Origin of the sequence: Cellulosimicrobium sp. NPDC055967 (genome assembly GCF_042269845.1) — a bacterium.
Taxonomy (GTDB): domain Bacteria; phylum Actinomycetota; class Actinomycetes; order Actinomycetales; family Cellulomonadaceae; genus Cellulosimicrobium.
In genome coordinates this window covers 69,802-88,446 of record NZ_JBHJYJ010000014.1, presented here as the reverse complement: position 1 = coordinate 88,446, position 18,645 = coordinate 69,802, and the positions used below count along the sequence as shown (strand labels likewise).

At 75.6% G+C, this 18,645-nt stretch carries 19 protein-coding genes and 1 riboswitch; of the genes, 8 read left to right on the top strand and 11 right to left on the bottom strand.

Annotated features, from left to right (window positions below; genetic code table 11):
• Positions 1–106 precede the first annotated feature (106 nt).
• The 4 genes from ACFC2L_RS16430 to ACFC2L_RS16415 form a co-directional block, all read right to left on the bottom strand.
• Positions 107–430 carry a DUF4235 domain-containing protein gene (locus ACFC2L_RS16430; RefSeq protein WP_155100015.1) on the bottom strand — a complete coding sequence of 108 codons (324 nt, stop codon included), beginning with the start codon at positions 428–430 and terminating at the stop codon, positions 107–109.
• Positions 431–498: 68 nt separating this feature from the next.
• A complete protein-coding gene (locus tag ACFC2L_RS16425; RefSeq protein WP_375825391.1) occupies positions 499–1,707 on the bottom strand; it encodes an ABC transporter ATP-binding protein in 1,209 nt (402 codons plus the stop codon).
• Positions 1,707–3,422 carry an ABC transporter permease gene (locus tag ACFC2L_RS16420; RefSeq protein WP_375825390.1) on the bottom strand — a complete coding sequence of 572 codons (1,716 nt, stop codon included), beginning with the start codon at positions 3,420–3,422 and terminating at the stop codon, positions 1,707–1,709. Before ACFC2L_RS16420 ends, ACFC2L_RS16425 begins: the two co-directional genes overlap by 1 nt.
• A gap of 79 nt (positions 3,423–3,501) precedes the next feature.
• Positions 3,502–4,602: a thiamine ABC transporter substrate binding subunit gene (locus tag ACFC2L_RS16415; RefSeq protein WP_375825389.1), complete on the bottom strand. Its 1,101-nt coding sequence runs from the start codon at positions 4,600–4,602 to the stop codon at positions 3,502–3,504.
• A gap of 82 nt (positions 4,603–4,684) precedes the next feature.
• A riboswitch (TPP riboswitch) is annotated at positions 4,685–4,789 on the bottom strand.
• A gap of 176 nt (positions 4,790–4,965) precedes the next feature.
• On the opposite strand from ACFC2L_RS16415, the gene ACFC2L_RS16410 reads away from it, so the two are divergent.
• The 3 genes from ACFC2L_RS16410 (at position 4,966) to ACFC2L_RS16400 (ending at position 8,854) form a co-directional block, all read left to right on the top strand.
• The gene (locus ACFC2L_RS16410) at positions 4,966–5,856 is read left to right on the top strand and encodes an ABC transporter ATP-binding protein (RefSeq protein WP_375825387.1); all 891 of its coding nucleotides are present in this window, start codon (positions 4,966–4,968) and stop codon (positions 5,854–5,856) included.
• Entirely contained in the window at positions 5,853–8,390 is a 2,538-nt protein-coding gene (locus ACFC2L_RS16405; RefSeq protein ID WP_375825386.1) for an ABC transporter permease, read from the top strand. Before ACFC2L_RS16410 ends, ACFC2L_RS16405 begins: the two co-directional genes overlap by 4 nt.
• Before the next feature lie 185 nt (positions 8,391–8,575).
• Positions 8,576–8,854 carry a DUF4235 domain-containing protein gene (locus ACFC2L_RS16400; protein WP_375825385.1) on the top strand — a complete coding sequence of 93 codons (279 nt, stop codon included), beginning with the start codon at positions 8,576–8,578 and terminating at the stop codon, positions 8,852–8,854.
• 95 nt (positions 8,855–8,949) lie between these two features.
• Here the strand turns inward: ACFC2L_RS16400 and ACFC2L_RS16395 are convergent, their stop codons facing one another.
• Positions 8,950–10,137 carry an FAD-dependent oxidoreductase gene (locus ACFC2L_RS16395; protein ID WP_375825384.1) on the bottom strand — a complete coding sequence of 396 codons (1,188 nt, stop codon included), beginning with the start codon at positions 10,135–10,137 and terminating at the stop codon, positions 8,950–8,952.
• A gap of 89 nt (positions 10,138–10,226) precedes the next feature.
• Here ACFC2L_RS16395 and ACFC2L_RS16390 point away from each other — a divergent pair, with 89 nt between their 5' ends.
• Together ACFC2L_RS16390 and ACFC2L_RS16385 are read left to right on the top strand one after the other, a co-directional pair.
• Positions 10,227–10,826 (top strand): TetR/AcrR family transcriptional regulator, encoded by a 600-nt coding sequence (locus ACFC2L_RS16390; protein ID WP_375825383.1) that lies wholly within the window; start codon positions 10,227–10,229, stop codon positions 10,824–10,826.
• A gap of 73 nt (positions 10,827–10,899) precedes the next feature.
• A complete protein-coding gene (locus tag ACFC2L_RS16385; RefSeq protein WP_375825382.1) occupies positions 10,900–12,363 on the top strand; it encodes a hypothetical protein in 1,464 nt (487 codons plus the stop codon).
• Here the strand turns inward: ACFC2L_RS16385 and ACFC2L_RS16380 are convergent.
• Together ACFC2L_RS16380 and ACFC2L_RS16375 are read right to left on the bottom strand one after the other, a co-directional pair.
• Positions 12,352–12,777, bottom strand: a complete 426-nt coding sequence (locus ACFC2L_RS16380; protein ID WP_375825381.1) for a GntR family transcriptional regulator — start codon at positions 12,775–12,777, stop codon at positions 12,352–12,354. The two genes, ACFC2L_RS16385 and ACFC2L_RS16380, sit on opposite strands and share 12 nt — an antisense overlap.
• On the bottom strand, positions 12,774–13,733 hold the full coding sequence (locus ACFC2L_RS16375; RefSeq protein ID WP_375825380.1) for a hypothetical protein: 960 nt from the start codon (positions 13,731–13,733) through the stop codon (positions 12,774–12,776). The genes ACFC2L_RS16380 and ACFC2L_RS16375 overlap by 4 nt, the downstream gene beginning before the upstream one ends.
• Before the next feature lie 176 nt (positions 13,734–13,909).
• On the opposite strand from ACFC2L_RS16375, the gene ACFC2L_RS16370 reads away from it, so the two are divergent.
• The gene (locus tag ACFC2L_RS16370) at positions 13,910–14,173 is read left to right on the top strand and encodes a helix-turn-helix domain-containing protein (RefSeq protein WP_375825379.1); all 264 of its coding nucleotides are present in this window, start codon (positions 13,910–13,912) and stop codon (positions 14,171–14,173) included.
• Positions 14,170–14,607, top strand: a complete 438-nt coding sequence (locus ACFC2L_RS16365) for a HipA N-terminal domain-containing protein (RefSeq protein WP_375825378.1) — start codon at positions 14,170–14,172, stop codon at positions 14,605–14,607. The genes ACFC2L_RS16370 and ACFC2L_RS16365 overlap by 4 nt, the downstream gene beginning before the upstream one ends.
• Here ACFC2L_RS16365 and ACFC2L_RS16360 read toward each other — a convergent pair.
• Genes ACFC2L_RS16360 through ACFC2L_RS16345 form a run of 4 tightly spaced genes read right to left on the bottom strand, consistent with a single transcriptional unit; the run spans position 14,583 to position 17,247 of the window.
• Positions 14,583–15,137 carry a hypothetical protein gene (locus tag ACFC2L_RS16360; protein WP_375825377.1) on the bottom strand — a complete coding sequence of 185 codons (555 nt, stop codon included), beginning with the start codon at positions 15,135–15,137 and terminating at the stop codon, positions 14,583–14,585. The two genes, ACFC2L_RS16365 and ACFC2L_RS16360, sit on opposite strands and share 25 nt — an antisense overlap.
• Positions 15,134–15,814 (bottom strand): hypothetical protein, encoded by a 681-nt coding sequence (locus ACFC2L_RS16355; RefSeq protein ID WP_375825375.1) that lies wholly within the window; start codon positions 15,812–15,814, stop codon positions 15,134–15,136. The genes ACFC2L_RS16360 and ACFC2L_RS16355 overlap by 4 nt, the downstream gene beginning before the upstream one ends.
• Positions 15,811–16,509 carry a hypothetical protein gene (locus ACFC2L_RS16350; protein ID WP_375825374.1) on the bottom strand — a complete coding sequence of 233 codons (699 nt, stop codon included), beginning with the start codon at positions 16,507–16,509 and terminating at the stop codon, positions 15,811–15,813. Before ACFC2L_RS16350 ends, ACFC2L_RS16355 begins: the two co-directional genes overlap by 4 nt.
• Positions 16,510–16,542: 33 nt before the next feature.
• Positions 16,543–17,247, bottom strand: a complete 705-nt coding sequence (locus tag ACFC2L_RS16345; protein ID WP_375825373.1) for a DUF1361 domain-containing protein — start codon at positions 17,245–17,247, stop codon at positions 16,543–16,545.
• A 117-nt stretch (positions 17,248–17,364) separates the two neighbouring features.
• On the opposite strand from ACFC2L_RS16345, the gene ACFC2L_RS16340 reads away from it, so the two are divergent.
• Positions 17,365–18,606 (top strand): nitrate/nitrite transporter, encoded by a 1,242-nt coding sequence (locus ACFC2L_RS16340; RefSeq protein ID WP_375825372.1) that lies wholly within the window; start codon positions 17,365–17,367, stop codon positions 18,604–18,606.
• Positions 18,607–18,645 lie beyond the last annotated feature (39 nt).

The following is an 18,645-nucleotide window of genomic DNA, read 5'->3' as shown; positions in this document are numbered from 1 at the left end:
CGCCGCTCCGTGGCCGACCACGTCCTTGCCCGCCGTCGAGCACGACATGGAGGTCGTTCTGGCTCCGACAACGACCCTCATGTCGTGTTCGGCCAGAGGGGTGAGGTCAGTCGCCGGGCCACTCCCCCGTCCAGCGCTCGAACGCCCGGGCGCCGCCGCGGTCGATGAGCGCCTTCACCGCCGCGAAGATCGCGCCCTGGATCAGCGCCGCGACGAGGATCTCGCGGAGCCGGTACTCGGACTCGAGCGGCTTGGGCGCGTCGGTCCGGTGGCCCGGGGTGACGCGCTTGTAGACCTGCTTGAACACCTGCCCCGCGACGAGCCCGCCCACGATCGAGCTGGCGAGCCCCACGGGGCGGTAGAGGATCTTCGCGGCCTTGCCGCCGGTCTTCTCCGGGGGATGCGTCCCCGCCGTCACGTCGTCGCTCATGCTTCGACGCTAGGTCGGCTGCGGCTCTCTCGCCCGTCGCACGACAGCGAGCGCCGTCCGTGCGGGCGTCAGCCCGGGACGACGGCGCAGCCCGTCGGGTCGACCACGACCCGCACGTGGTCGCCCGGCCCCGGGCCCGCGTCGTCGGCCGGACCGGCCGCGAGCGCCACGAGCCGGGCCGGGGCGCCGCCGTCGGTCCCGGGCAGGTCGACGTCGACCGTGATCTCCACCGCGCCCCGCCGGAACACGCTGCCCACGACCGTCGCGACCCAGGTGCCGGGGCCTGACGTCGCCGAGCCGCCCTGGGCGTCGGACGCACCGGACGTACCGACCACGCGCAGCCCGCGCGGCCCGATCGCGAGCAGCTCGCCCGAGCCGTCGTACGCAGGGTCGTCAGCGCCTCGTCGGTCCAGGGAGCGGCCTGCTGCTGACAGCTCGGTGGGGACGAACGCCTGGTAGCCGAGGAACTCCGCGACGCGGCGCGAGGCGGGGGCGCGCCACAGGTCCTCGGGCGGCGCGACCTGGAGGAGCTTGCCGGCGTCCATGACGGCGACGCGGTCGGCGACGGTGAACGCCTCGTCGTGGTCGTGGGTGACGAAGACCGCGGTCGTGCCGGTGGCGCGCAGCGCCTCGCGCAGGTCGAGCGCGAGGCGCTCGCGCAGCCCCCGGTCGAGCGCGGACAGCGGCTCGTCGAGCAGGAGCAGTCGTGGTCGCGGCGCGAGCGACCGCGCGAGCGCGACGCGCTGGCGCTCTCCCCCGCTGAGGGTCGCGACCGCGCGCCGCCCGTACCCGGCCAGCCCGACGACGTCGAGCAGGTCGGTCACGCGCGCGTCGCGCGCGGCGCGGGGCAGCCCCGCGATCCCGTAGGCGACGTTGCCCGCGACGTCGCGGTGCGGGAAGAGCTGGCCCTCCTGGAACATGAGCCCGAACCCGCGCCGGTGCACGGGGACGCCCGTGAGGTCGCGGCCGTCCCACGCCACGGACCCCGACGCGACCGGCTCGAGCCCCGCGACCGCGCGCAGCAGGCTCGACTTGCCGCACCCGCTCGGCCCGAGCAGGGCGAGCACCTCGCCGGGCGCGACGTCGAGCGTGACGCCTGCGACCGCCGTCGTGCCGGGGTCCGTGCGCGCTCCCCCGGTGCCGCGCGCGCCGTAGCGCACGACGACGTCGCGCACCGCGAGCCCGGCGCCCTCCCCGGGCGCGGGATCGGGCACGGCGTCGGGGCGCGACGGCTCCGGCGTGCCCGCGCGCGCGGGGGCGGGGTCGGTCTGCACCATCAGAACTCTCCTCCGGGTCGGTCGCCGCGCAACCGCTCGGCGAGCAGCATCACGGTCGCGGTGAGCAGCGCGAGCACGACGCTCGCCGCGAGCGCCATGCCGTAGTTCTCGGCGCCCGGACGCCCGATGAGCCGGAAGATCACGACCGGCAGGGTGGCGCTGTCGGGGCGGGCGAGGAACGACGTCGCGCCGAACTCCCCGAGCGAGACCGCGAACGCGAACCCGACGGCGAGGCCGAGCGAGCGGGCGGCGATCGGCCCGTCGACCGTGCGGAACACGCGCCCGGGGGCGGCGCCGAGCGTCGCGGCGGCCTCGCGCAGGCGCGGGTCGATCGCGCGCAGCGTCGGCAGGACCGTGCGCACGACGAGCGGGATCGCGACGACCGCCTGCGCGATCGGCACGAGGAGTCCCGACGTGCGCAGGTCGACGTCGAGGCCGAGCGGCCGGTCGAGCGTGAGGAGGAAGCCGAAGCCGACGGTCACCGCGGAGACCCCGAGCGGGAGCATGAACACCGAGTCGAGCACCGAGATCGCGCGCCGACCGCCGCGCGAGCGCGGGCGCCGGGACACGACGAGCGCCACGAGGCCGCCGATCACGACGGCGAGCAGGGTCGCGAGCGCGGCGGTGCGCAGCGAGTTCCCGGCCGCCTCCCACACGGTGACGGACAGCGCGTTGCGCCCGCCCGTCGTGCCGAGGTTCGCGTAGTTGTCGAGGCCCCAGCCGCCGCCCGGGACGCGGAACGAGCGCACGACGAGCGTGCCGAGCGGCAGGCCGACGAGCACGACGACCACGGCCGCCGTGAGCGCCGCCGGGGCGAGGTCGCCCGTCGGGCGGCCGTCGCGCCACAGCCGCAGCGGGTGCGCGGACGACGTGGAGGACGAGAGGTTCAGGGCTCGCTCGCGCCGCGCCCGCGTGCGGTTCGCGACGGTGAGCGCCGCCGCGACGACGACGAGCTGCACGACGGACAGCACCGCCGCGGTGCGCAGGTCGAGGAACTGGGTGGTCTGGATCCAGATCTCCGTCTCGATGGTCCCGTAGCGGATGCCGCCGAGCACGAGCACGACGCCGAACGCCGTCGCGCAGAAGAGGAACACGATCGACGCGGCGCTCGCGATCGCGGGAGTCAACGCCGGGAGGGTCACGGTGCGGAACGCGCGCCACGGCGTCGCGCCGAGCGCCCGGGCGGCCTGCTCGGCGCGCGGGTCGAGGTGCTCCCACAGCCCGCCGACCGTGCGCACGACGACCGAGTAGTTGAAGAACACGAGCGCGACGACGATCGCCGCGAACGTCTCGTCGAGCCGCAGGAACCCGAGCGGGCCGCCCTGCACGAGCAGCGACCGGAACGCGACGCCCACGACGACGGTCGGCAGCACGAACGGCACCGTGACGAGCGCGCGCACGACCCGTCGCCCGGGGAACCGGCACCGGTACAGCACGTACGCCCCGGGCACGCCGAGCAGCACGGAGAACGCCGTGCCGAGCACGGCCTGCCACAGCGTCAGCCCGAGGATCCGCCACGTCCGCGGCTGGGAGAAGACCTCCGCGAACCCCGACAGGTCGAGCCCGCCGTCGTCCCCGACGAACCCGCGCGCCACGAGCGTGACGACCGGCCACGCGAAGAACACCCCGAGGAACAGCAGCGGCACCGCCGCCGCGATCCCCCACAGCACCCCGCGCCCGACGCTGCCCCGCCGGACCGCGCGGCCCCTCACCACGGCTCTACCTCGGCGGACCAGGGCTCTACCTCGCGAGGTAAAGCCCTGGTCATGCCCGCCGGCGGACCGGAGACGCGGGTCAGTCGACGACCGTGGCCGTCCATGCCTTGATCCACTCGTCACGGTGCGCCGAGATGTCGGCGGGCGCGACCTCGAAGGGCTCGTCGGCGAGCGGGGCGAACTCGGCCCAGCCGTCGGGGAGCGCGACGGAGTCGTCGGCGGGGTACATGTACATCTGGCCGGGCACGTCGGCCTGGAACGCCTCGCTCACGAGGAAGTCCACGAGCTGCTGCGCGCCCTCGGGGTTCTTCGCGTTCGCGAGCACGCCCGCGTACTCGACCTGGCGGAAGCACGTGTCGAGCAGCGCACCCGTGGTCGACTCGGAGCCGTCCTCGGTGAGCGTGAACGCGGGCGACGTCGAGTACGACAGCACGAGCGGGCGCGGCCCGGCGCCCTCGGAGCCGGAGAAGTCGACGTAGTACGCGTCGGACCAGCCGTCGACGACCTTCACGCCGTTGGCGCGCAGGTCGGCCCAGTAGTCCTCCCAGCCGTCCTCGCCGAACGCGCCGACGGTCGCGAGGAGGAACGCGAGGCCGGGCGACGACGTCGCCGGGTTGGTCACGACGAGGAGGTCCTCGTACTCCGGCTTCGCGAGGTCCTCGAGCGACACCGGCTCGGGGATGCCCGCGTCGGCGAACCAGGTGTGGTCGACGTTGACGCAGACGTCGCCGAGGTCGACGGGCGTCAGCTCTCCCCCGTCCCCCACCGCGTACTGCGCCGCGGAGTCGGACAGTCCGTCCGGCGTGTAGGGCGCGAGCACGCCCTCGTCGATCGCGCGCGAGGCGAACGTGTTGTCGATCCCGAACACGACGTCGCCCAGCGGCGAGTCCTTGGTGAGGATCAGCTGGTTGACGAGCGCGCCGCCGTCGCCCGGCGCGACCTGCTCCACGGTGAGCCCGCTCTCCTCCTCGAACGCGGCGAGCACCTCGTCGCTCACGGCGAAGGAGTCGTGGGTGACCAGGGTGACCGTGCCCCCGGCGCCCGACGACGCGTCGTCGCCTCCCGAGCCTGACGTCGCGTCGTCGCCGCTGCCGCACGCGGCGAGCGCGAGGAGGGCGAGGGTCGTGCCCGCGCCCGTGACGAGGGTGCTCCGGCGGGTGCGGGCGGTCGTGCGCTGCATGTGTCCTCCCAGGACGTTCAGGAGGGGTCCACCGACCCGTGCGACCCGTGCTCCGGCGAGCGCGGGAGACCGCACGAGCAGGTGATCGAGATTCCCGACTTCCTCCACCGGTGCTAACCGGATCAGGTTCGAGGGTCTGCGGTGGTCCGCACTCTCAGCTCCTCCAGGAGCTCCCCTGTCGTTCACGTCGAGCCTACACCGGGCCGCCCCTGGGGAATCCCCCTGAGAGAACCCTGAGAGCGGCGCCGCACCGACCAGGGAGGGGTCCGGGCCGGTCCCCGATGCCCGGGGGCGCACCCCCGCGGGAGGGTCGAGACGACCGGACCGGGGCCCCCGGCCGACGACGCAGGAGGGGAAGGACCGATGAGCAGCAGACCTGGGATGACGGGTGCGACGACGACCGTCGCGACGTCCACCGAGAACGCCGAGAACGCCGAGAACGCCGCGGGAGCCGCCGGGACCACGCCGGAGCGGCCCGTGATCGCCACCGCACGGGGGCTCGTGAAGACCTACGGGCGCGGCGAGGCCGCGGTCCGCGCCCTGGACGGCGTCGACGTCGACCTCGAACGCGGACGCCTCACGGCGATCATGGGCCCGTCCGGGTCGGGCAAGTCGACCCTCATGCACTGCCTCGCCGGGCTGGACTCCCCCACGGCGGGGACCGTCGTCGTGGACGGCGAGACGGTCTCGGCGATGAGCGAGCGACGGCTGACGCGGCTGCGACGCACGCGCATCGGGTTCGTCTTCCAGTCGTTCAACCTCGTGCCGACGCTCACGGCGGAGGAGAACATCGTGCTCCCGCTCGCCGTCGCGCGCCGGCCCGTGGACCGGGCGTGGTTCGACCGCGTCGTCGACGCCGTCGGCCTGCGCCCGCGGCTCGGGCACCGCCCGGCGGAGCTCTCGGGCGGGCAGCAGCAGCGCGTCGCGTGCGCGCGGGCGCTCGTGTCCCGGCCGGCGGTCGTGTTCGCGGACGAGCCGACCGGCAACCTCGACTCGCGCGCCGCCGCGGAGGTGCTCGGCTTCCTGCGCGCCTCGGTGGACGACCTCGGCCAGTCCGTCGCCATGGTCACGCACGACCCGACGGCGGCGTCGTACGCGCACCGCGTGCTGTTCCTCGCGGACGGGCGCCTCGTGACCGAGCTGCGCGACCCGACGCCGCAGGCCGTCCTCGACACGCTCGGCGCCCTCACGCCGGCGGCGTCGGCGGGCGCGCACGCCGCACCGGTCACCCACGAACCGGCGGCCGTCCGATGATGGGCCGGATCGCGCTGCGCGGCGTGCGCGCGCACGGCGCACAGCTCGTGCTGTCCGTGCTCGCGGTGACGATCGGCGTCGCGTTCGTCACCGGCACGTTCGCGCTCCGTGCGATGCTCGCCTCGACGTTCGACGGCATCGTCGCGTCGTCGATCCAGGCGGACGCGTACGTGCGCGGCGCCACCACCGCCGGGTCCGCGCTCGAGTCGTCGTCCGCGCAGCTCGGCGGCGCACGGAGCCTCGTCCCGGCGGACCTGGCCGGCACGCTCGACGCGCGGGACGACGTCGACCTCGCGCTCGCGGAGGTGAGCGGCCCCGCCGTCCTGGTGGGCGCCGACGGCACCGCGGTGCTGAGCACCCAGGCGCCGAGCATGGCGATCGGGTACGACCCGCGCGACCCCGGGCCGCGCGTGGTCGACGGCCGCGCGCCGGAGGACGGCGCCGAGGTCGCGCTCGAGTCCGCGACGCTCGAGGCGTCGGGGCTCGCCGTGGGCGACACGACCGACGTCGTGCTCGGCGACGCGGTGCGGCCCGTGCGCGTGGTCGGCGAGCTCTCGCTGTCCGCGCCCATGGCGGGTGCGACGATCGTCCTGCTCGACACGACGACCGCCGCGATGACGTACGCGCCGGACGGCATGGTGCCGTCGATCGCCCTGTACGCCGCCGACGGCGTCTCGCCCGAGACGCTGCGCGACGCCGTCGCGGCGGCGCTCCCCGGCGACGCCGAGGCCGTGACGGGCGCGGAGCTGCGCGACGAGACGAGCAGCGCCATCGCCGACCAGCTCGGCTTCGTCTCGACGTTCCTGCTCGTGTTCGCCGGGCTCGCGCTGTTCGTCGGTACGTTCATCATCACCAACACGTTCGCGATGCACGTGCGCCGCCGCACGCGGGAGCTCGCGCTCCTGCGCGCCGTCGGGGTGTCGCCCGCGCAGGTGTTCGCCTCGGTGCTGGGACAGGCCGCCGTCGTCGGGGTCGTCGGCGCGGTGCTGGGCGTCGCGGCCGGGTTCGGGCTCGCCGAGCTCGCGCGGAGCGGGCTCGGCGCGGTGGGCATGGAGCTGGCCGGGTCGCTGCCCGTGACGACCGCCGGGATCGTGGTCCCGCTCGTCGTCGGGGTCGTGGTGTCCGTCGTCGCAGCGGCCCTGCCCGCGCGGCACGCGGCGCTCGTCCGGCCCGTGGAGGCGATGCGGGCCGACGTCGTGCGTCCCGCCGGCCCGGGCGTCGCCCGGGTGGTCGCGGGGGCGCTGGCCCTGCTCGCCGGCACCGGGCTCGTGGTGGGTGCCGCGGCGGTGGGGAGCGGCGGGGCGCCGCTCCTCGGGCTCGGCGCGGTCGGGGTGATCGCGGGCGTGCTGCTGCTCTCCCCGCTCGCGGTCGGTCCCGTGCTCGGGGTCCTCGCCGCGCCGTTCGTCGCGCTCGTCCGGCCGCTCGGCGGGCTCGCGCGCGGCAACGTGACGCGCCAGCCGCGCCGCACGGCCGCCACCGCGGGGGCGCTCGTCGTGGGGATGGCGCTCGTGTCGACGACGTCCGTCCTGGCGCTCTCGGCACGCGAGTCCGTGACCGGCATCGTCGACGAGGAGACGGCCGCCGACCTCGTCGTCCGGTCCGCGACCCCGTACCTGCCCGAGGGCGTCGCGGCCGACGTCCGCGCGGTGCCCGGCGTCGCGTCCGTCGACCTCACGACGTACGGGCAGGTCGTCGTCGACGACGAGCCGCAGGTCGTCGTCGGCTTCCCCGCCGAGGGCTTCGGCCGCTCGGTCCGCACGACGGCGGTCGAGGGCGACCTCGGCGCGTACGCGCGCGGGGAGGCCGCCGTCATGGAGGACGCGCTCGACGAGCACGGCTGGGCGCTCGGCGACGTCGTGACGATCGCCGACCCCACCCGGCCCGACCTCCCGGCGCACGACGTCCGCATCGGCGCCGTGATCGACTCCCACGCGTTCTCCGTCGACATGCTGTTGCCGCCGGACGTCGCGTCCGCGGTAGGCGCGACGACCCCCGAGATGCTGTTCCTCGACGTCGAGCCGGGCGCCGACCCCGCGGCCGTGCGGGGCGCAGTGACCGACGCCGTCGCGCCGTACGTCGTCGCGAGCGTGCTCGACGCCGACGAGTTCGCCGGGGAGGTCGCGTCCCAGGTCGAGTCGATCCTCGCGATCGTCTACGCCCTGCTCGGGCTGTCCGTGCTCGTCGCGGTGCTCGGGATCGTCAACACGCTCGCCCTGTCCGTCGTCGAGCGGACGCGCGAGATCGGGCTCCTGCGCGCCGTCGGGCTGGGGCGCGCCCAGCTCGCCACGACGATCGTCGTCGAGTCCGTGCTGGTCGCGGTCTTCGGGACGGCCGTCGGGCTGGTCGTGGGGACGGGCCTCGCCGCCGCGCTGCCCTCGGTGCTCGCGGACGAGGGCTTCACGACCCTCGCCGTGCCGTGGGCGCAGCTCGGCGCGATGCTCGCGCTCGCCGCCGTCGTCGGGGTCGTCGCGGCGGTCTGGCCCGCGACCCGCGCGGCCCGGCTGCCCGTGCTCGACGCGGTGAGCCAGGAGTGACGCGAGGGCGGTGACGAGAAGCGAGAAGTGGCCCAGCCAGGTGGCGTCCGGGGGGCCACTTCTCGCGTCTCGCGACGTCGGGCCGTGGGTCGCGTGCGCGCGCCGGGCGACGCGGGGACCGACGGTTCGCACTACGGTGGGAGCACGCCCGCGCCGACCGGCGCCCCGACTCACGGAGGACCCTCGTGGCCGACACGAACGAGACCGAGCAGACCCTGGCCGTGAAGGTCGGGACCGTCGCCCTCACCTTCGCCGCGGGCTGGGCCGCGCAGAAGCTGGTCACGTTCATCTGGGCCAAGGTCACCGGTCACGACGCCCCGAAGGACCTCGACGACGAGGAGGTCGGCATCGTCTCCGCCGTCACCTTCGCGGCCGTCGCCGCCGGCGTCGGCGTCCTCGCGCGCCGGTTCGCCGGCAAGGAGGCCAAGCGCGTCGTCGCCCGCCTCGCGTCGCGCGCGTCGTAGCCACCGCTCGAGCCCGGGGTCGTTCCTCACGATCGTCACGACGTGGGGAGGGACCCCGGGGTCGGCGTATCCGACGGCGGGCGCCGGCACCGGCGTCAGCGCACCGGGGGTGCGGGCTCGGGCGGGGTCCAGCCCATCGCGGCCTGCGAGCCGCGCGCGATCGCGGAGGCCGGGGTCAGGCGCATGATCCTGTTCCGGACCGTCTGCCGCCAGCCGCCGCCCAGGTGCGAGCCGAACCGCCCCGACGCGACCGACGCCCGGGCGAGCGCCCGGCACCGGGGCCGACGCGCGGCGTCGTACCCCGCGAGCGCCGGGACGAGCCGACCTCCCGCCGCGACGGGCGCTCCGACCAGGAGGCCGACGCACAGCCCGTCCTCCAGCGCCGTCGCCGCACCCTGCCCCATCGTCGGGAGCGTGCCGTGCGCGGCGTCGCCGACCATGACGACGCGGCCCGCCGCGTAGCGCGGGAGGCCGCCGGGCAGGTGGTGCACGTCGTGGCGCAGGACGGCGTCCGGCGCCGTCGCGGCGAGGACCTCCTGCACCGGCGGCGCCCACCCGGCGAACCGCTCGCGAGCCGCGCCCAGCTCGTCGTCGAGCCGCGTCCGCTCGGGCATCGCGACGTACCCGTACCAGTAGGTCTCGTCGGCGGTCTCGTCGGCAGTCGTGCGCAGCAGGCCGAACTCCGCGTGCGCCCCCCAGTACTGCGTGAGGGCCTCCGCGCCCCAGGCGCCGGGCGTGATCGCGCGCCAGCTCGAGTAGCCGCTGTACACCGGCACGCTCGCCGGGAACAGGGCCGCGCGGACGGCGCTGCGCATCCCGTCCGCGCCGACGACGAGGTCCGCCTCGCGGCCCGCGACGACGGCGGGCGCCCCGTCCGGGTCCCCGGGATCCAGGGTGGTGACCGGCGTCCCCGTGACGACCTCGACGCCCAGGTCGACCGCCCGGCGGCGCAGCGCCTCGTGGAGCCGGCGCCGGTGGACGCCGATCAGCCCCACGGACGCGCGCACCTCGGGGGTGCCCGGCAGCGTGAGGATCGGGTCGCCGTGGAGGTCCCACGTCCCGCCCGCCCACGTCGCGTACCCGAGCCGGGCGACGGCGTCGTCGTCGAACCCGAGGCCGCGGAACGCCGCGACCGCGTTGCGGGACATGGCGAAGCCCGCACCGACCTCGCCGAGCGCGGGCGAGCGCTCGACGACGGTGACGCCCCAGCCGGTCCGGGCGAGCGAGATCGCGGACGCCAGGCCCGCGATCCCGGCCCCGACGACGATAGCGGCACGGGTCATGGTGATGCTCCCAGGGTCGAGAGGATGGTCCGCCCGTCCGGGCATACCACTACGGTCGTTGTAGTACCGATGTTGCCATACTGGCAGCCATGCCGCGGACCAACCCCGAGCGGCGGACCGCGCTCGCGGACGCCGCCGTCGCCCTCCTCGCCACGGACGGCGTGCACGGCGTCACCCACCGCACGGTCGAGCGCGCCGCGGGGCTCCCGACGGGCACCGCGGCCAACTACGTCCGTACCCGGGAAGAGCTGCTCGTCGCCGCGGCCGAGCGCGTCGTCGAGCTGCACCTCGCGGCCATGCGGCAGATCGACCGGACGCTCGACGTCTCCGCGTCCCCGGAGCCGCTGACCGAGCTCCTCGCCGCGTCCCTCGAGGACGCCGTCACGACGTCGCGCGAGCGGTACCTCGCAATCTTCGAGCTCCAGCTCGAGGCGCGCCGCCGCCCGGCGCTCGGCGCCGCGCTGGCGCGGCTCGGCTCGGTCGCGACCGCGTTCACCGCCGACGAGCACGCCGAGCTCGGGCTCGACGTCCCGCCCGACGCGGTCCCCACGCTCGTCACCCTCTACGGGGGCGCGCTGTTCTCCCTGGTCAGCTCCCCGGGCGACGTCGACCGGGAGACGGCCCGCCGCCTCGCCCGCGCGATCGTGCAGGGAGCCCTGGGAGCGCGCCCCTGCGCCCCGCCCCCGTGAGCGCCGCCGCCCAAGGGCGCGGCGCTCGAGGACCGGCGGCGCCCGGCCCGCCCGCCCCGGTACCCTGGCGCGCGTGACGGCCCCACCGGCGACCCCCGCGAGCACGACGACGGTCCCCCCGGACCCGGTCCTGCGGTCCGGCGCGCGCGTCCTCGCCGACGCCGGCCGCCTGCTGTCCCGGCACTGGCCCGCGCTCGTCGCGGTCGCGCTCCTCGCCGAGGTCGTCCACGAGCTCGCGCTGCGCGCCGCGCTCGCCGTCGCGCCGTCGTCGGGCGTGCTCGGCCTGCTCGTGCTGTGCTTCTCGCCGCTCGCGACGGTCGTCGGGATCGTCGTCATGCTGCACGTCCTGCGCCGCGAGCCGCGGACCGCGCGCGACCGCCTCGAGGTCCGGGCGCTCCTCGGCTCGATCGCGTCGGTCCTGGTCCCGTACCTCGTCATCTACGAGTTCTACGGCGGCCTGTCGTCCGACTGGCAGTCGTACATCGACTCCGCGGCGCTCGACCACGCGTTCGCGGCCGGGTCAGGCATCCAGACGGCGAGCCCGATCCCCGAGGGGTTCGGGCTCACCGTCGTGCTCGTCGTCGCGGGCGCGCTGCTCGCCCGCACGCTGCTCGAGCGCCTCGCCAGGCGCGTCGACCGCGGCATCTCCGCGGCGGGCGGCGACACGCAGCGCAGCGCGCGCTCCGCCGCGGTGCGCATCGCTGCGGGCTACTGCGAGGTCGTGTGGATCGTCGTCGGCGCGTTCACCGTCACCGCCGTCGTCGGCCGCGTGCGCGAGTGGTGGACGTCGCGCGTGGTCGTCGTCGAGACGACGACGTGGTGGGACGGCGTCGTCGCGCGCGTCGACGTGCTCAAGCCGCTCGTCGACGCCCTGGGCCCGACGACGTCCCTCCTCCTCGCGGGCGTCGTCACCGGCCTCGTGGTGCCGCTCGCCTGGCTCACCCTCGGCACGATCGTCTACGGCGTCGAGGCGATCGACGTCGTCGACCCGGCGCACGCGACGCAGGGCGACGACGAGCCGACGGGTCGTGCGACGCGCGTCGTCGACCGGTTCAACCGGACGCTCGGCGAGAGCGGCGCGCGCAGGGCGTGGGAGCTCATGCTCGACCCCGGCCGACGGTTCGGCGGCCTCGTGGGCGCCCTCGGGATGCTGTGGCGCAGCCGGTGGAGCGCCGTGCTGCTCTTCTGCGTCGCGTTCGCCCTCCTGACGCTCGGCGAGCAGGTCGTCTACACGGCGGCCCAGGCCGTCGTCGGCCAGCCCGGGATCGTCGCCTGGCGCGCGCTCGTCGGCCCGCTCGAGATCGTCGCGACCGTCGTCGTGCAGGTGCTCACCACCGTGCTGCTCGCGGCCGCCGCGGACGCGCTGCTCGCGAGCCTCGGCCTGCCGTCGGCGCTGCGCACGCGGCGCGTGGCCCGGTCGCGGACGGCGGTCGGCTCAGCGGTCGGCACAGAGACGGGCACAGAGGTCGGGGCCGAGTCCGGCGCGGAGGTCAGCACCGGGGCCGGCGCGACGGCGGACGGCGCGTCAGCCGGCTGAGACCGTCGCGGACCGGTCGTCGCCGGACCGTTCGTCGTCCGGCCGTCCCCCGACGAGCAGGGCCGCCGCGACGACGTCACGGATCTCGGTGTCCGTCAGCGCGTGGTCGCGGGCCAGGCGGACGAAGCGCGCCGCCGCGTCCGTCACCGCCGCGCGGGACAACGTCGCGGCCGGTGCCGTCACGAGGGTCCCGACACGTCGCCGCGTCGTGACGAGCCCCGCAGCCTCCAGGTCGCGATACGTCCGCGCGACCGTGCCCGGCGCGATGCCCAGGTCGTTCGCGAGAGCCCGCACCGTGGGCAGGCGCTGCCCGTCGGCGAGGTCGCCCGCCGTGACGAGGGCCGCGAGCTGGGCACGGAGCTGCTCGTAGTGCGGCGTCGGGGAGTCCAGGTCGATGCGGACGGCGAGGCTCACGCGACCGCCCCCTCCGGCTCGCGCACCGGCGCTGCCGTCGGCGCCGGGTCGCGCACCGGCCAGACCAGGACCACGAGCGCCACGACCACGACGGCCAGCGCCAGGAGCAGCAGGGCGTTCCCGGCCTGGACGTGGCCCGGGCTGAGCCCGGGGCCCGTCCGGAACCCGTCGCCGTTCCCCAGCCCCAGCCAGCGCAGCGAGAGCCCGCCCAGCGCGACCAGGCCGCCGAGCGTCAGGCCCACGACGAGCTGGGTCGCACGCTCGACGCGGCGGGCGACCCGGCGGCGCAGCCACATGTCCCACCGCTCGTCCACGTCCTCGACCGCCGGTCGCGACGCGACGAGGCGCAGCACCACCTCCGAGGCCACGACGGCGACGACCGTCCCGACCAGGAGCGGCACCGTCCACAGCCACCCGGGGAACGGTGCGGCGGTGTACGCCTCGTACCGGCCGACGAGGCGGGAGATCGAGCGCGGGCCGTCGGACAGGAGGCCGAACGCCACGCTCGCGGCGACGACGCCCCCGGCCCAGGCCCACGCGAGGCGACGGGTGAGCGTCGGGACGACGTCGGCCGTCGAGCGCGCGACGAGCCGCGCCTCGCGCTGGCGGTGAGTCGGGCGCGGCCACGTGAGCTCTCCCACCGCGTGGACGGCGAGGGCGCCGACGAGCGCGACGAGCGGCAGCACCGCCGTCGTCCGCGCGCCGAGCGGGACGAGCCCGAGGTAGAGGTACAGGGGCGGCAGCAGGATCCCCGCGGTGACGAGCAGACCCGAGCCGGCGCTCGTCACCGCGGAGTGCCGCACCGCGCGCCGCCCCGCCGAGCTCGGGACGACGGCACGTCGACCGTCCCACCACAGGAGCGCAGCGACGACGGCCGCGGCGAGCAGCGCGACGTCGACAGCGAGGGCGACCGGGAACGGCAACGGGTTCCCCAGCATCCACGACACCCAGCTCATGTCCACCTCCGTCAGAGAGTATTGATCATGAACTATGATCAAAATCCCCCACGCCGTCAAGCGGCGGATGTTCGACCCCCGACCCCCCGCCGCGCGCGTCATGTCATTGATCGTGCACATCTGAGCGGTGTCACCGTTCTTGCACTTTGAGCCCAATGTGCACGTGCCGTCACACGATGGCTGGTATCGCGCTCACCACACCCGCCCAGATCGGCGCAGCGATCCGCAGCGCCCGGAGGCGCGCCGGCCTGACCCAGCAACAGCTGGCCGAGCGCGCCGGAGTCAGCCGCCGATGGCTGATCGCACTCGAGAGCGGTCACGCGGAGCGGGCCGAGCTCGGGAAGGTCCTCGACACGCTCGACACGCTCGGGCTCGACCTCACCGTGACCACGACGCCACGCGCGACGAGCCGTCTCGCGGACCTCCTGGAGGGCCTGTGAGCAGCCGACACCTGGCAGTGCTGCTCTACGGGCGGCACGTCGCCGACCTGGAGCAGACCCGGGGCGGACAACACCTGCTGGACTACCGCTCGGACCCGGGGGCGACGCCGATCTCCCTGACGATGCCGCTCGCAGGCGGGCCGTTCGCCCAGCGGGTCGTCGAGCCGTTCCTCGACGGGCTGCTGCCGGAGCGCCAGGCCGCCCGAGAGGCCATGTCGCGCGAGTTCGACGTGTCTGCCCGCAACCCGTTCGCGCTCCGGCTCCCCGACGCGATGACAGACGCGTTCGTCGCCGAGGCCGAGCGTGGCGAGCCCGAGGTCGGCGAGCTACGGGCTCGGATGCTCGACCCGATCGCCCGTTCCTGCAAGGTCCTGCGAGGTCAGCGGGCCCGGCAGGGCCGGGCGTCCGATCACGACGCGGGCAGCGACCAGTAGGCGGGGAGCAGCTCCGGCTCGACCAGGCGCACCTCGGCCGGCCGGGCGTCGTCGGGCGTGAGGAAGTACTGCGTGCTGCGGCTCGAGACGGCGCCCGTGCAGACCGGGGCCTCGGGGAACGGCATGCCCGGGAGCGCCGACGCCCCGGCCGTGAACTCGCGCCCGGCGGCGTCGAGCAGCACGACCTCGCACGACGAGTACGTCTCCTCCTCGCTCGCCGGGGCGTCGGGCGCGTCCGAACGCAGCGACACGTCCGCGGCCCAGAGCGTGTGGCCCTCCGGGGCCTCGATGCGGTCCCCGTACCCGTCGTCGAGCCAGTCGACCTCCTCGAGCCCGGCGAGGCGCGCCCGGACGTCGCCGACCTGCGCCCAGCCCTCGGCGTCGGCCGTGTGGGCACGGTGCGGCGCCGACGCCCACCACCCCTGCACCGCGTCGGAGCGCCAGGTGAGCGTGCCGAGCGCCGCGAGCGCCCCCGCCAGCACGACCAGCCACCACCGGTTCGCGCGCCACCATCCCGCGCTCCCGCTCACCCGTCCCACCCCCCGGGGAGGAGCGCGGGCCGCACCACGTCGACGACGACGTCGGCCGCGGGCGGCTCCAGGCGACCGAGGTCGACCTCGGCCACCGCCTGCGGGCGGTCGATGTCCGCGTCGTCGTGCTCGGTCAGGACCCGCAGCACGACGTCCCCGTCGAGCGCTCGCGCCGGCACCTCGACGACCACGGTCCCGGCCTCGGGGACGTCCGGGTCCACGAACGTGCTCATCATCGTGTTGCTCGCGCGGTGCGACGCCTCGTGGTCGCGCCCCTCGGCGTCGCGCAGCTCGAGCGCCTCGATGCCGGCCTCCGCCGTCGTGCCGGACACCGCGAGGTCGAGGGCGACCCAGACGCCGTCGGTCGTCAGGGTGTCCAACCCGTCCTCGAGCACCGTGCCCGTGCGCACGTCGTCGACGCGTACGCGCAGCGGGCCGGCGGTGACGACCTCACCGACGTCGCCCCGCGTCGTCGTCGCCGTGAGCGTGGGCCACCACGTGTCGACGCGTGCCACGGCAGCCCCGACGCCCACGGCGAGGAGGAGCAGGACGACGGTCACGACGACGTCCGCACGCCGCGGGCGCGCGGTCGCGGCGGGGTCACCGGCGGTCGCGGGACCGCCGGCGGACGCCGTGGCGGGCGCCTCGGACGTCGTCCCCCCGGTCGGCTCGGTCACCACGCCCCCTCGTCCTCGGGCGGGTCCACGATCTCCGGCGGGACGTCGCCGGGCGGGACGTCCACGAGCACCACGGTGCCCGTCTCGGCCCACCGGCGCCCGCCGCCGACCGTCATGTCGCGGTAGCGGAACGTCGGGACGGTGACGGTGAGCGGCTCGTCGGGGGCGGCGGACGTCGCGCCGCCGTCGGGGACCGTCACGGGCCACAGCAGGGCGACGTCCTCGGCCAGGCCGGGCTGCAGCGCGGGGTAGACCGAGGCGTCGCGCACGAGCAGCGTCGGGTCCGGGCGGTCCGGCTCCGCGTCGCCCGCGAGCGCCAGGCCACCGGGCAGCGCGTCCGGGAGCGTCACTGCGGTGCGGTCCAGACGGCGGGGCTCGCGGTCCGTGTCGAGCGCGCCCACGACCACGACCAGCCAGGCGTCGGCGCCGGAGTCCTCGAGCGCGGAGACCTGCACGGTGTCCGTCACGGACCACGACCGCACCGTCAGGTCGAACGGTCCCGTCGGGACCGGCTCGCCCGCGGCGGCGTGGGCCGGGCCTGCCTCGGCGGCGACGTGCTGCGCGAACCCGCCGGCCGCCGCCGTCCCGGCCACGAGCCCGAGCACGACCGCCAGGGCGATGCGGCGCGGCCACGTCCCGACGACCGCGCGGAGCAGCGGGATGCTGCGGGCGGCCCTCGGCGCGGTCGACGTCACGGCGCGCATCCTACGGGGCGGGCGGCGTCCCCGTCAGGCCCCGCGGACGAGGAGCGTCGTGACGGGGCCCATGACGATCGCGTACATGAACGCGAAGAACAGCGTGTGCAGCAGCACGAACAGGAGGGCGTCGCGCACGGCCCCCCGCGCCCGGAAGTGCGTGCCGAGCTTGCGCACGAACTCGACCGGGTGGGCCAGGTCCCAGCTGTTGAAGCGCACGTACCGGCCCAGGTAGATGCCCACGGACACGAGCGCGAGCACCACGAGCACCGCGATCCACGAGGACGGGTGGCGGAACGGGTCGTCGTCGTTCGGGTACAGCACGAGGGCGAGCAGCGCCTGCGCGAGGAAGACGTTGACGACCGTGTTCATGACGCCCGACATCGCGAGCGTGAGCACGGCGACGATGTCGTACCAGAGCGGGACGTCCTCGCCCTCCTGCCGGTGGCTGTAGTTGAGCTCCGTGACGAGGTACCCGGCGTTGGGCAGGAACAGCAGCCAGACGAGGAACCCGGCCGCCGCGACCGTGAGGACCACCCAGGGCGGGGCGCCGCCCGCGATGAGCACGGCGTCGAGGACCACGACGAACCCGAGGACGATGACGGGCGCGATCGACAGCCCGATGTTGAGCAGCATCGGCCGGTACAGGCGCGTGCGGTAGAGCGGGGCGCGCAGCACCACGAGGGCGAGCGCGTACACGTTGAGCAGGGCCACGCCCCCGAAGAGCCAGTCGAGCACGCCCCCACGGTACGGGTCGTTCGCCGCGCGGGGCGCGACGAGCGTCGTTAGCGTGGAGTCGCTCGACGCAACGACCTCCCCGTGCCCGCCGGCGGGCACCTCCCACCAGGAGTCGCCATGGCGCAGCAGGACGCGAGCGGGGCCACCGGCCCCGCCCCGACGACGACGTCCCCGTCCACCTCCCCGACCCTCATGCTCGTCCTGGCGACGATCGGGTTCGCCGTGAACTTCTGGGCGTGGGCGCTCATCAGCCCGCTGGGCGCGGCGTACGGGCAGCTCTACGACCTCACCGACGTCCAGGTGTCCGTCCTCGTCGCCGTGCCGGTCGTCGTCGGCTCGCTCGGGCGCATCCCCGTGGGGGCGCTCACCGACCGCTACGGCGCGCGCATCATGTTCCCCCTGGTCAGCGCCTTGACGATCCTGCCCGTCCTGTTCGTCGGGCTCGTCGCGGACAGCTTCGTCGCGCTGCTGGTCGGCGGGTTCTTCCTCGGCCTCGGCGGGACGGCCTTCGCCGTCGGCGTCCCGTTCGTCAACGCCTGGTACCCGCCCGCGCGCCGCGGCACCGCCGTCGGGATCTTCGGCATGGGCATGGGCGGCACCGCGATCTCCGCCTTCACCACCGTGCGCATCCGCGACGCGTGGGGCGACGCCGCGCCGTTCCTCCTCGTCGCCGCCGTCCTCGCGGTGTTCGCCGTCGTGTCGTGGCTCCTGCTGCGCGTCCCGCCCGGCCGCGCGGCGGCCCCCGCCGGCGGGTTCTGGGCCCGCACCTGGGCGACGTTCCGCCTGCCCGCCACCCTCCAGCTCTCCTGGCTGTACGCCGTCGGGTTCGGCGGGTTCGTCGCGTTCTCCGTCTACCTGCCCACGTTCCTCGTCAACGCCTACGACCTCACCGCCTCCGACGCCGCCGCCCGCACCGCGGGGTTCGTCGTGCTCGCCGTCCTCATGCGGCCCGTCGGGGGCGCGCTGTCCGACCGGTTCGGCGGCGTGCCCGTCTCCGTCGGGTGCTTCGCCGTCGTCACGGCGCTCGCGGCGGTCGTCGCGTTCCAGCCGTCGCTCGTGCCGGTCGGGACGATCGCCTTCCTCGGCCTCGCCGCCGCGCTCGGTGCGTCGTCGGGCGCGACGTTCGCGCTCGTCTCGAAGGTCGCGCCGGTCGAGAAGGTCGGGGCCGTGACCGGCCTCGTGGGTGCTGCGGGCGGCCTGGGCGGGTTCATCCCGCCGCTGCTCATGGGCGCGGTCTACCAGCTCGAGGGCACCTACGGCCTCGGCTTCGCCCTCCTCGCCCTCACCGCCCTCCTGACCCTGCTGTTCACGCTCGGCCCCGTCCGCCGCGGCGTCCAGGCCCGCGCCGCCGCGAGGTAGCGACCCCCGGGTCGAGATAGCGATCGGCGGTCGCTATCT